Genomic DNA, 12,527 nt, shown 5'->3' with positions numbered 1-12,527 from the left:
GAAGCCAACCTTGTGTCGGTTCTTTCTCTTGGGCGATTCGATCGTGTGACAAATCACCAACTATGACCAATGGACGACCACTGGACTCCTCCAAGCGCAATGACACGCTTGATGTTCGAAAGTGATTAATTTATTTTCGTAAACGAACATATTCGATGTCATCACGCTTTCGGGAGAACGGCATGGCTTCTGCGACCCCGCAACACGTTTACGACCTCATCGTTGTCGGCGGCGGCATCAACGGTACCGGGATCGCCAACGATGCCGCTGGACGTGGCCTTTCCGTGCTTTTGTGCGAACAGTCCGATCTTGCCAGCGCCACCTCGTCGGCCAGCAGCAAGCTGATCCATGGTGGCCTGCGTTATCTCGAACACCGGGAGTTCAGGCTGGTCCGGGAAGCGCTGAGGGAACGTGAAGTCATGCTGCGCAAGGCGCCACACATCGTCTGGCCGCTACGCTTCATTCTTCCGCACCAGCCACATCTGCGCCCAGGCTGGATGATTCGCGCCGGTCTGTTTCTCTACGATCATCTGAGCCATCGTGACAGTCTGGCCAATGCCAGGACTCTGCGATTCGGTGCCGACAGTCCGCTGGTGCCGGCGATCAGGAAAGGGTTCGAGTACTCGGACTGTTGGGTAGACGACGCGCGCCTGGTGGTACTGAACGCCTTGCAGGCGCAGGAGAAAAGGGCAGATATACGGGTACGAACGCGCTGTACCCAGGCCAGCGAGGAGAACGGCCAGTGGCGGGTCAGCCTGGAGAACCGCGATACCGGAGAGCGCCAGGAGTGCCGTGGCAAGGTTCTGGTCAATGCCGCCGGGCCGTGGGTGGAGTCTTTTGTCAAGAACAATGCCAAGCGGGAATCGCGCTACGGCATCCGCATGATCCAGGGCAGCCACCTGGTCGTACCGCGCCTCAATCAGGATGATCGCGCCTACATCCTGCAGAATCAGGATGGCCGTATCGTCTTCGTGCTGCCCTATCAGCAGCGCTTCAGCCTGATCGGCACCACCGACCGCCGCTATCAGGGCGACCCTTCCCAGGTCAGCGTCAACGACGAGGAGATCGACTATCTGCTCGAGGTACTCAACGCGCACTTCGTCAAGCAGCTGAGCCGCGAGGATGTCATCTCGACCTACGCTGGTGTTCGGCCACTGTGTGACGACGAATCCGAGAATCCCTCGGCCATGACACGCGACTATACACTCGACCTCGACAGCCACGGCGCGCCGATGCTGTCGATCTTCGGCGGCAAGATCACCACCTATCGCAAGCTGGCGGAAGCGGCGCTGCACAAGCTTCAACCGCTGATGCCGGACATGGGCCAGGCCTGGACGGCCGAGGCTCGTCTCCCCGGCGGGGATATCGAATCGCGGGAGGCCTTTGTCCTGCAGCTGCTGCGCGATTATCCGTTCCTCGGTCGGGAACGGGCCGAGCGTTTCGCTTCCAGCTACGGCACGCTGTGTCTGCGTTTTCTGAGTGGCAAGCAGAGTCAGGAAGCACTTGGCCAGCATTTTGGCGGCGGACTGACTCGCGCCGAGGTCGACTATCTGATCGAACACGAATGGGCACGTACCAGCGAAGACATTCTCTGGCGGCGCAGCAAACTCGGGCTGCGACTGACGAGTGAAGATCAGCAGGCATTGGCGGACTATCTCGATCAGCTCCCGGCTCTCGTCACGTCGGTGGCATCATCGAAAGCCTGCTGAAAACTGTCACCGGCTGCATTGCCAAGTAGCGTGAATCGCCCCAAGCCCACGGTATCATTGTCGGGACGCATTTCTGCTACTCTTGACCCGGCAAGGTGCCCTATCCCGATACAAGGAATGACCCGTTGCTGCAGCTCCTGTTTACCTGTCTTGGTTGCCTCGTCTTGCTGATCACCCTCGCGCCCTATCTGAGGATTCGACACTGGACCATTCGTAGCTTCGATTTCCCGCTTCTGCAGATCGCGATCGCCGCCACCGTTCTGGCACTGGCCCAGCTGGCATTCGGACCCAGCGCCTGGTGGCATTGGGCCGGAATAGCCGCCAGCGTGATTGCTGCCGGCATTCAATGGACGCGGATTTATCCCTGGACGCGTCTGGCTCGCTGCACGGTGGTCGAGGCAGAGTCCCACACCCCTGACCGCCAGCTCAGGCTGCTCGTGTCCAACGTGCTAACGCCGAACCGACAAGCCGACAAGTTGATCGCCCTGGTCAAGCAGCACCAGCCCGACATGCTGCTGACGCTGGAATCGGACCAGTGGTGGGGTGATCAGCTGGATGCCGCCATTGGCGAGATGATGCCGCAGGCGATCCGTATCCCTCTAGACAATCTGTACGGCATGCACCTCTACTCCCGAGTGCCGCTGGAGGATGTCGAGGTCAAGTGGCTGATCCAGGACGACATTCCCTCGATTCATGCCTGGGTACGCTTGCCAGGCGGCGAAAGGGTTCGCTTTCATGCGCTGCACCCGCGCCCGCCCGCGCCATCGGAGAGCGACGAATCACTCTGGCGTGATGCCGAACTGCTGCTGGTCGGCGAGGCCATCGCCAAGAAAAAGCTGCCGACCATCGTGGCCGGAGACCTCAATGACGTCGCGTGGTCACCGACGACCAAGCTATTCTGCAAGATCAGTGGAATGCTCGATCTGCGCCGAGGCCGCGGACAGTACAGCACCTTTCACGCCAAATATCCGATCCTGCGTTGGCCTCTTGACCACGTCTTCGTCACCGAGCATTTCACGCTGGTGCATATGCAGCGGTTGTCGGAAGTCGGATCGGATCACTTTCCGATCCTGGTCACGCTCTCCTACGCCCCCTCCCGCGCCGATGAAAACGAGCCGGAAAAAGCGGACGGTGAAGAACGCGAAGATGCCGAGGACACCATCGAAGAAGCGCAGGATCGGCACGGCGAAGCACCGGTATAGGGAAAGACAGTGTAGAAAAAGACAGTGCAGGAAAGGACTGTATAGAAAGCCCCAAAGCAAAAGGGATTCGCCCGACCGAGGCATCCGACAAAAACGCCACCCGATCGGGTGGCGTTTTGTTGTGGGTCACTGCAGAAACAGCCTTCCGCACAGTCAAGCCCGGTTTACTCCGGTATGCCGCCCTGGGTCAGCTTGGTCGGATCGAGCAGCCGTTCGAGTTCTTCACGAGAAAGATCGGTTTCCTCTTCGGCCACATCGATAATCGGTCTTCCGCCTTGATAGGCCTTCTTGGCCACTGCCGCAGCGGCGTTGTAGCCGATCACCGAATTGAGTGCCGTCACCAGAATCGGATTCCTGGAAAGCGGCGTCTCGATGTTGTCGCGACGGACATTGAAAGTGGCGATGGCGCTATCCGCCAGCAGCCGGCTGACATTGGTGAGCAGCGTGATGGAGTCCAGCACGTTGTTAGCGATCATCGGCAGCATCACATTGAGCTGGAAGTTGCCGCTCTGCCCGCCCACCGTGACCGCGGCATCGTTGCCGATCACCTGAGCGGCGACCTGGGCGGCCGATTCGGGAATGACCGGGTTAACCTTGCCGGGCATGATCGAACTGCCCGGCTGTAACGCTTCGAGCTCGATTTCGCCTAGCCCTGCCAGCGGTCCGGAGTTCATCCAGCGCAGGTCGTTGGCGATCTTCATCACGGCAACGGCGTAGGTCTTGAGATGACCGGAAAGTTCCACCGCAGCGTCCTGGGAAGCCAGGCTGGCGAAGAAACTGTCGTTGGGACGAAATTCGAGCCGTGTGGCGCTGGCCAGACGCTGGGCGACTTTCGCCGCGAAATCGGGATGCGCATTGACGCCCGTGCCCACCGCGGTACCGCCCAGCGCCAACCGGGTAATCCGCTTCAAGCCGTCCTCGAGACGCTCGACGGCCTGTCCGATCTGGCTCGACCAGCCGCCCAACTCCTGGCTCAGCCGAACCGGCATCGCATCCATCAAGTGCGTGCGGCCGGTCTTGACCACGTCGTCGACGGAGGCCGCCTTGTCGTCGATGGACGAACGCAGATAATTGAGAGCGGGCAATAGACGCTCGTTGACCTCGATCGCCGCCGCCAGATGAATGGCCGTGGGAATCACATCGTTGCTCGACTGGCCCATGTTGACGTGATCATTGGGACCCACCTCGAGCCCGGCACGGCTTGCGAGGTGGGAGATCACCTCGTTGACGTTCATGTTGGTCGAGGTGCCGGACCCCGTCTGAAAGACATCGATCGGGAATTGATCCGGATGCTTGCCCGCGACGATCTCGTCGGCCGCAGCGACGATCGCCTTGGCACGATCCTCATCGAGCAGGCCCAGCTCCAGATTGACCTCGGCGGCCGCCTGCTTGATCCGCGCCACCGCGGCAATAAATGCCGCCGGCAGTGGCCGACCGCTGATGGGAAAATTGTTGATGGCACGCTGCGTCTGAGCGCCATAGAGCGCGCTCTCGGGGACTTCCAGTTCGCCCATGCTGTCGCGCTCGACTCGTGTCTGAGCCATGACTTTCTCCTGTCGGTGACGGATGAAATGCGAAAGAGGCAGCCAAGGCATCGGCCACCTCTCCGAGACTCCTTCAAGACTAGCAGTCGATCCGCAACCTGCCCGGCTAGCGACTCAATCGAAATCGATGATCTGACGAATGGCTTGACCATCGGCCAGACGGTCGAAGCCGAGGTTGATCTCGTCCAGCGTCAGTCGATGCGTCAGCAGCCGGTCCACCGGCAGTCGGCCAGCCTGATAAAGCGCGATGTACTCGGGTACATCCAGCGACGGCACATGACCGCCCAGATAGGAGCCCTTGAGCGTGCGCTCCTCGGCGACCATTCGGGTCGGACTGATGGCGAAGCGCACATCGGGATGCGGCAAGCCGGACGTCACCGTCGTGCCGCCACGCGCGGTGGACTCGTAGGCGAACTCCAGCGCCTTGGCAACGCCGGCGAATTCGGCCGCGATATCCACACCGCCGCCACTGATCTCGCGCACCTGCGCTACCGCATCCGGATCCCCGCTGTTGACGATATGCGTCGCCCCCATCGCCTTGGCGGTCTCCAGCTTGTCCGGTGCGATATCGGCGGCGATGATCTGGCGCGCGCCACCGCCGACCGCGCCCATCACTGCCGCGAGGCCTACCCCGCCGAGCCCGACCACCAGCACCGATTGCCCCAGCCGCAACCCTGCCGTATGTACCACCGCACCGACGCCCGTCAGTACCGCGCAACCGAACAGCGCCGCGATGTGAAATGGCAGGCTGGAATCGATCTTGGTCAGGGAGCGCCGCGAGGCGACCGTGTACTCGGCAAAGCCCGAGACGCCGATATGGTGGTAGATCTTCTCCCCGCCCTTGTGCAGCCGCATTCCCCCACCCAGCAGATGCCCGGCGGTGTTGGCTGCCGCCCCGGGCTGGCACAGCGCTGCTCGCCCGGAAAGACACGACGAGCACGCGCCGCAACTGGGCGCGAAAGAGAACACCACATGATCGCCCGGCGCGAGATCGGTCACGCCTTCGCCCACCTCGGCAACCTCCCCGGCCGCCTCGTGTCCCAGCACCATGGGCAGCGGGCGCGGCCGATCCCCGTTGATCGTCGACAGATCCGAATGACACAAGCCGGCGGCACGCATCTTGACCAACACTTCACCCGGGCCCGGCCCATCCAGCTCGACTTCCTCGATCGACATCGGCAGTGACTCCCGATACGGACGGGGCTTTTTCATCTCATGAATCACGGCGGCACGAATTTTCACGAACACCTCCTGTTTCTGGATCGCCTGGAGCGACTGCCAACGGGGCGGCAGCTCTTTAGCCTATGCGCAAACAACGACGCAGGGACTGCGACTTTGGTCTCTCCCTACCTATTCACCGTCATCAATTCGGAATTGCAGGAAAAGGGAGCTACAGGAAAAGAGAACCACAGGAAAAGGGAACTACAAAAAGACAGTGCCGCAGCCGTCATCTACGATAAACGCGACATGCACAGATTCCTGAAGGAGCCCGCGTCATGTGGCACCGCCACCAGTTTTCACTCAAACCCCGCTCACGCGGCTTTCATCTGGTCACCGACGAGATCATCGGCGCCCTTGCCGGCATCAACGAGATCCGAACCGGCCTGCTACATCTTCAACTGATGCACACTTCCGCATCACTGACACTCAACGAAAACGCCGATCCGGACGTACGCCACGACATGGCCCTGTTCGCCAGCAAACTGGCGCCGGAAAATCTGTCCGGCATGCGGCATACGCTCGAGGGCCCCGATGACATGCCCGCCCATGTTCTTGCCAGTCTGTTCGGAACCGAGCTGACCGTCGCCATCGACAACGGGCGACTGCTTACCGGCACCTGGCAAGGCATCTGGCTGGGCGAGCACCGCCAACATGGCGGTACCCGGAAGGTCACCGCCACATTGATGGGTGAATGACGAACGTCTCTCACTGAGGCCGCCTCGCTGACACCTCAGTGCGAATGACGCGGCACTTCACTCCCTCGGCAACCGCGCAGGAAGTCGAAGTCGCAGCCCTCGTCGGCCTGCAGCACGCGCTCGATATAGAGCTGACGATAGCCGCCGGTGCTGGCGATCTGGTTTGAGGCCGCCATCGGATCGACCTCGGCCAGACGACGGGCGATTTCGGCATCGTCGACTTCCAGCTCGAGCGCACCGTTGTCGCAGTCGAGTGAGATCCAGTCACCGTTGTGAACCGCGGCCAATGGACCACCGGCAGCGGCTTCCGGCGCCACGTGCAATACCACCGTACCGTAGGCGGTGCCGCTCATGCGGGCGTCGGAGATGCGCACCATGTCGGTAATGCCCTGCTCGAGAATCTTCGGCGGCAGACCCATGTTGCCGACCTCGGCCATGCCGTGATAGCCACGCGGCCCGCAGTGCTTCAGCACCAGGATATCGTTGGCATCCACTTCGAGATCGGGGTCGTTGATCCGCGCCTTGTAGTCGTCGAAATTCTCGAACACCACCGCGCGGCCGCGATGCTTCATCAATTCGGGACTCGCCGCCGACGGTTTGAGCACCGCCCCGTTGGGCGCCAGATTGCCGCGTAGCACGCACATCCCGCCGTCCTCGCGCAACGGGTTATCCAGCGGCCGGATCACCTCGTCGTTATAGTGCGGAGCGTCCTGCACGTTTTCCCAGATCGTCTTGCCGTTGACGGTCAACGCATCCTTGTGCGGCAACCGATCGGCTTCGCCCAATCGACGCAATACGGCGGGCAGACCACCGGCATAGTAGAACTCTTCCATCAAGAAGCGCCCGGAGGGCTGCAGATCGACGATGGTCGGCGTGCCTCGGCCAACCCGAGTCCAGTCGTCCAATGGCAAGTCGACACCAATGCGTCCGGCGATCGCCTTCAGGTGAATGACGGCGTTGGTCGAGCCGCCGATCGCGGCGTTGGTGCGAATGGCGTTCTCGAAGGCTTGCTTGGTGAGCACCTTGGAGAGCTTGAGGTCCTCTTGGACCATCTCGACAATACGGTTGCCGGAGAGATGCGCCAGGACATAGCGGCGCGAATCGACCGCCGGAATCGCCGCGTTGTGGGGTAACGAGGTGCCCAGCGATTCAGCCATGCAGGCCATGGTCGAGGCGGTTCCCATGGTGTTGCAGGTACCGGCGGAGCGCGACATCCCGGCCTCGGCGGCCATGAAGTCGTGGATCGATATCTTGCCGGCCTTGACCTCTTCCGAGAGTTTCCACACCACAGTACCGGAGCCGATGTCCTTGCCTTCGTGCTTGCCGTTGAGCATCGGCCCGCCGGTCACCACGATCGTCGGGATGTCACAGCTCGCCGCGCCCATCAACAGCGCCGGTGTCGTCTTGTCACAGCCCACCAGCAGTACCACGGCGTCCATGGGGTTGCCGCGGATGGCCTCCTCGACATCCATGCTGGCCAGGTTGCGGGTGAACATCGCCGTCGGCCGCAAGTTGGACTCGCCGTTGGAGAACACCGGAAACTCCACCGGATAGCCGCCAGCTTCGAGCACGCCTTTCTTGACGTGTTCCGCCAGCTTGCGGAAATGCGCGTTGCACGGCGTCAGCTCCGACCAGGTATTGCAGATGCCGATGATCGGCTTGCCCTGGAACTCATGGTCGGGAATACCCTGGTTCTTCATCCAGCTGCGGTACATGAAGCCGTTCTTGTCGGCGGAGCCGAACCATTCGGCGGAACGCAGCTGGCGTTTCTTCTGGGGCTCAGATCCTTGGGGCTCGGCTTGTCGGGACTTGTCCGATGAATCACTCATCTTTTTCTCCTTGAGCCACCGTCATCACGGTGGCGGTCACGGCAGTCATCAAACGTGTCATCGAAAGTTGCCTTCGCCTTTCGCCATCTACTCGGCACCATCGACAGTCACTCTCGATAATCACAATAGGGAAAACACCAACCACGCCAGGCCAGACGCCATCAGCGAGATACCGATGGAGATCACCGTCCAGGTCTTGAGCATGGTCTTGGTATCGACACCGAGGAATCGACCCACCAGCCAGAAACCGGAATCGTTGACGTGGGAATAGCCGATGGCACCCGCCACGATAGCCACGGTAATGCAGGCTGCCGGCAACCCGGCAAGCGACGGATCTCCCAGCACCACCGGGGCCATGATGCCGGCTGCCGTGGTACCGGCAACCGTAGCCGAGCCCTGAGCCACGCGAATCACCGAGGCGATCACATAGCCGGCCAGGATCACCGGGAGTCCGAACGCCTGCAGACTGTCTGCCAGCGCATCGCCGATGCCGCTGGCCGTCAGCACACCGCCGAACATGCCGCCGGCACCCGTGATCAGAATGATGCTGCAGACGGGAGACAACGCCTGTTCGACGATCTCGTTGATGGAATCCATCGCCCCGCGCTCACCGCGGCGGATGACCAGCAGCCACATGGCAATACAGGTGCTGATCAACAGAGCAATCGGCGTCTCGCCGATCACCATCAGCGCGGCGACCAGTGGATTGTCGCCGTCGATGGCCCCACTCTGGCCCAGCGTGGATAGCCCCGTGTTGAGAAAGATCAACACCAGCGGCAGCAATAGCACCAATAGAACCGTACCGAACGCCGGGCGTTTCTCGGGCGGGACCTCCTCGCTTTCATCCCCCATCAGGTTCGGTACCGGCTGAAACGGTGACCGCTTGGCCAGTATCAGCGACAGCCGGTAGCCCATTACGTACCATGTCGGCAGCCCCACCAGCAGCGCCACGAACAGCACCTGGCCGATGTCGGCATGCAGGAAGACCGCGGCCGCCACCGGGCCCGGGTGCGGAGGCATCAAGGCGTGCATGACCAGAAACGCACCGGCAGCCGGCAGACCGTAGAGCAGCAACGACGCCTTGAGTTCGCGCGCCACCGAGTAGATCACCGGCAGCATCACCACGAAGGCGGCGTCCAGAAAAATCGGAAAACCGAACAGCAGACAGGCGATCGACAGTCCCAACGGTGCTCGCTTGCTGCCAAAGAAGTGAATCAACGTATCGGCCAGTACGCGTGCCCCGCCCGAAACGGCGACCAGTCTTCCCAGCACCGCCCCGAAACCGATCAGCAAAGCGACGTTGCCCAGCGTTTTGCCGAAGCCGCCCAGTAATGTCGGCAGCAGGTCGGCCACCGAAATGCCGGTGGCCAGCGCGGTGCCGATGCTGACGATCACCAGCGCAAAGAACGGATGCAATCGGATCCTGATGATCAGAACCAGTAGAATCGCGATAGCGGCGGCGGCAATCCCCATCAATCCCAATGTCGAGAGACCGGTTGCCGCTTGTGTGGTGTCTTGCATGGCGTCCTCCTGACGGCCGCCACGGCTTCGACTTGACTAGCTGCCGTGGGGTGTCGCTACGTTAGCGCCAACACCAATAACCACATAATGCCAATTCTAGTGCCGATCGATGCCAATACGAGTATCGGTGACGGCGCACCGTGCAGCGAGTCACGTCTCTGTCATCCACGGCGTAATCCGCTACCCGACCAAAGTTGAAAAATGCCGGCTTTCGGTGACGTCAACCGCCCGCCCGACGGGTCTGCTTCCAGCGATCGAACATGACCGCGAGCAGCAGGATCGCCCCACGCACCAGGTATTGATAGAACGTGGGGACGTTGAGCAGCCCCATGGCGTTCTGTACGCAGCCCATGATCAGCACCCCGACCAGCACCCCGGTGATCGATGCGACCCCGCCGGAAAGCGACACGCCGCCCAGTACGCAGGCCGAAATGACGGCCAGCTCCAGTCCCTGAGACGTATTGGGGTCGCCCAACCCCATGCGCGAGGTCAGCAGTACCCCGGCGATACCGGCGACCAGACCCTGCAGCGCGAAGACCATGATCTTCAGGCGACGGACATTGACCCCCGCCAGGCTGGCCGCTTCCGAGTTTCCCCCGGTCGCGAGCGTGTTGCGGCCAAAAGCGGTCATGTTGAGCACGACGCCGAATATCAGGAAGCAGGCGATCATCGTCCAAACCGGCAGCGTCAGCCCCAGAAATGCGGCGCTACCCAGATCGAAGAATCCCGGCACGGTGATCATCACTGCGTCACCACCGGAGGTGATATAGGCCAGCCCCCGGACGAACTCCATCGCGGCCAATGTCGCGATCAGCGAGTTGATCCCGAAACGGGCAACCACGAATCCATTGAAGGCTCCCACCGCCGCGCCAGCCGCAACCCCCACCAGCACGCCGATCATCACGCTGCCGCTGGTCGAGGTGACCATGGCGGCAACGACACCGGAAAAGGCGACGATGGACGCCACCGACAGATCGACCTCTCCCAATGCCAGCACCATCATCATGGTGGTGGCAATGGTGCCGATCAGCGTCACCGACAGCAGCAAGCCGACAATGTTACGTTCGGTCAAAAACGACGGCACCATCACGGCAAGACCGATGAACAGCAAGATGAAAACGGCAATCAGGCCGGAAGTGTCGAGCAGCGTCCGTAACGGCTTGGGGAGCCCTCGACGTTCCTCGGCCGGCACTGCCGTCGGCGTGGCAACTTTGTCATTCATGATTCTGAACCCTCTCGCGATTCACAGCTGTTGTAACAGTCGATGCCGAAATTGATGTTGGAGCCGTATTAGGCCGGCAGTGCAAGCCCCAGCAATCGCTCGGGCGTGGCGGCGTCCCGAGACACGATGTCGATCAGCTCGCCGTCTCGCATCACGCCGATGCGATCGCAGATCGAACTGACCTCAGCCAGGTCGCTGGAGATAATGAGGACCCCTTTCCCCTGCTCGGCAAGGTCGTAAAGCAACGAATAGATATCCCGACGTGCGCCGACATCGATGCCCCGTGTCGGCTCATCCATCACGAACAGGTCGATCTCCTCCGACAGCCAGCGGGCCAGAATCACCTTCTGCTGATTGCCGCCGGACAGGTTGGCGATCGGCGTTTTCGGCCCCGGCGTCCGGATTCGCAACTGGCGGATGTACTCCTCGGTATTCTGAGTTTCACGTCGCGGGTTGCGGAAGCCGCCCCAGCGCTTGAAGAAACGACGACAGCTGATATTGAGGTTGTCCGAGACACTGGCCACCGGGAAAATTCCCTGCGACTTGCGATCTTCCGGACACATCGCGATGCCAGCACGGATTGCCGCTTGAGGAGAGCCGAATCGGCGCGGCGTGCCATCGAAGGTTACCTGACCGGCGGTGGCTCGCTCGACGCCGCACACCAGGCGCATCAGTTCGCTACGTCCGGCGCCGACCAGACCGAATAATCCCAGCACCTCGCCACGACGTATTTCGAGGCTGACCGGCGCGCTGACGCCGCGCCCCTCGATACCCTCCAGCCGCATCAGCACTTCGCCGTGCTGGCGCGACCGATATCCGTAGACGTCCTCGATCTCGCGCCCCACCATCTCGCTGACGAGGATGTCGTGATCGAGCCCCTCCAGGGTGTCGTGGGTGCGAATGTGGCGACCGTCACGAAACACGGTCACCGCATCGCACATCTCGAACACCTCCTCCATGCGATGGGTCACATAGAGCACGACTCGTCCCTCGTCGCGAAGCCGCGAGACGATCCGCTTGAGATGCCGAATTTCCTGAACCGAGAGCGAGCTGGTGGGTTCGTCGAAGGCAATGATCCGGGCGTCGCGCAACAGCGCTCGCCCGATCTCGATCATCTGCTGCTGGCCGATCGATAGATCCCGCACCTTGGTCGAGGGATGAATATCTCCCTCACCCAGTTCCTCCAGAATCGTCGTCGCACGCTCGCGCAGCCGACGCCGATCGAGGAAGCCATGCTTGACCGGCAGTTGCCCCAACAGCAGGTTTTCGGCCACCGAGAGATTGGGCGATAGCGTCAATTCCTGGTAGATGATCGCGATACCCTGACGCAACGCCTCGCGGGAATTGGCGAAAACGATCGGCTCGTCACCGATCCACAGCTGTCCACTGGTCACCCGATTGACACCGCTCAATACCTTCAAGAGTGTCGACTTGCCGGCGCCGTTTTCGCCCATCAAGGCATGGACTTCCCCGCCTCGCGCCGAAAAGCTGACGCCATCCAGCGCGCGAACGCCAGGGAACTCAACGGTAATGCCGTCGACACGCAGATAAGGTTCCGCCATCCCGCTCTCCTCAATCCCTCAC

The 12,527-nt window shown here is 61.5% G+C and carries 9 protein-coding genes; 3 read left to right on the top strand and 6 right to left on the bottom strand.

What is annotated here, in order from left to right; all coding sequences use genetic code 11:
- The first annotated feature begins 182 nt into the window (after positions 1–182).
- Both glpD and DOM58_RS02580 read left to right on the top strand, forming a co-directional pair.
- The gene (glpD, locus tag DOM58_RS02585) at positions 183–1,709 is read left to right on the top strand and encodes a glycerol-3-phosphate dehydrogenase (RefSeq protein WP_110691669.1); all 1,527 of its coding nucleotides are present in this window, start codon (positions 183–185) and stop codon (positions 1,707–1,709) included.
- 125 nt (positions 1,710–1,834) lie between these two features.
- Positions 1,835–2,911, top strand: coding sequence for an endonuclease/exonuclease/phosphatase family protein (locus tag DOM58_RS02580; RefSeq protein WP_110691668.1), 1,077 nt, complete (start codon positions 1,835–1,837; stop codon positions 2,909–2,911).
- Positions 2,912–3,075: 164 nt separating this feature from the next.
- Here DOM58_RS02580 and DOM58_RS02575 read toward each other — a convergent pair whose 3' ends face one another.
- Both DOM58_RS02575 and DOM58_RS02570 read right to left on the bottom strand, forming a co-directional pair.
- Positions 3,076–4,455 carry a class II fumarate hydratase gene (locus tag DOM58_RS02575; RefSeq protein WP_110691667.1) on the bottom strand — a complete coding sequence of 460 codons (1,380 nt, stop codon included), beginning with the start codon at positions 4,453–4,455 and terminating at the stop codon, positions 3,076–3,078.
- Between the two features lie 114 nt (positions 4,456–4,569).
- On the bottom strand, positions 4,570–5,697 hold the full coding sequence (locus DOM58_RS02570) for a zinc-dependent alcohol dehydrogenase family protein (RefSeq protein WP_110691666.1): 1,128 nt from the start codon (positions 5,695–5,697) through the stop codon (positions 4,570–4,572).
- 254 nt (positions 5,698–5,951) lie between these two features.
- Here DOM58_RS02570 and DOM58_RS02565 point away from each other — a divergent pair, with 254 nt between their 5' ends.
- Positions 5,952–6,371 (top strand): secondary thiamine-phosphate synthase enzyme YjbQ, encoded by a 420-nt coding sequence (locus DOM58_RS02565; RefSeq protein WP_110691665.1) that lies wholly within the window; start codon positions 5,952–5,954, stop codon positions 6,369–6,371.
- A gap of 35 nt (positions 6,372–6,406) precedes the next feature.
- On the opposite strand, the gene DOM58_RS02560 is transcribed toward DOM58_RS02565, so the two are convergent.
- The 4 genes from DOM58_RS02560 to araG form a co-directional block, all read right to left on the bottom strand.
- Complete coding sequence (locus tag DOM58_RS02560) at positions 6,407–8,200, bottom strand: IlvD/Edd family dehydratase (protein ID WP_110691664.1); 1,794 nt, start codon at positions 8,198–8,200, stop codon at positions 6,407–6,409.
- Positions 8,201–8,320: 120 nt separating this feature from the next.
- On the bottom strand, positions 8,321–9,721 hold the full coding sequence (locus tag DOM58_RS02555; RefSeq protein ID WP_110691663.1) for a GntP family permease: 1,401 nt from the start codon (positions 9,719–9,721) through the stop codon (positions 8,321–8,323).
- Positions 9,722–9,941: 220 nt separating this feature from the next.
- A complete protein-coding gene (araH, locus tag DOM58_RS02550; protein ID WP_075562002.1) occupies positions 9,942–10,943 on the bottom strand; it encodes an L-arabinose ABC transporter permease AraH in 1,002 nt (333 codons plus the stop codon).
- A 68-nt stretch (positions 10,944–11,011) separates the two neighbouring features.
- Positions 11,012–12,505, bottom strand: coding sequence for an L-arabinose ABC transporter ATP-binding protein AraG (gene araG, locus DOM58_RS02545; protein ID WP_110691662.1), 1,494 nt, complete (start codon positions 12,503–12,505; stop codon positions 11,012–11,014).
- Positions 12,506–12,527: the final 22 nt, after the last annotated feature.

The organism is Salinicola halophyticus (genome assembly GCF_003206695.1).
In the GTDB taxonomy this organism is placed as follows: domain Bacteria; phylum Pseudomonadota; class Gammaproteobacteria; order Pseudomonadales; family Halomonadaceae; genus Salinicola; species Salinicola halophyticus.
The sequence above is the reverse complement of the archived record's forward strand: the minus strand, read 5'-3'. Positions and strand labels throughout refer to the sequence as shown.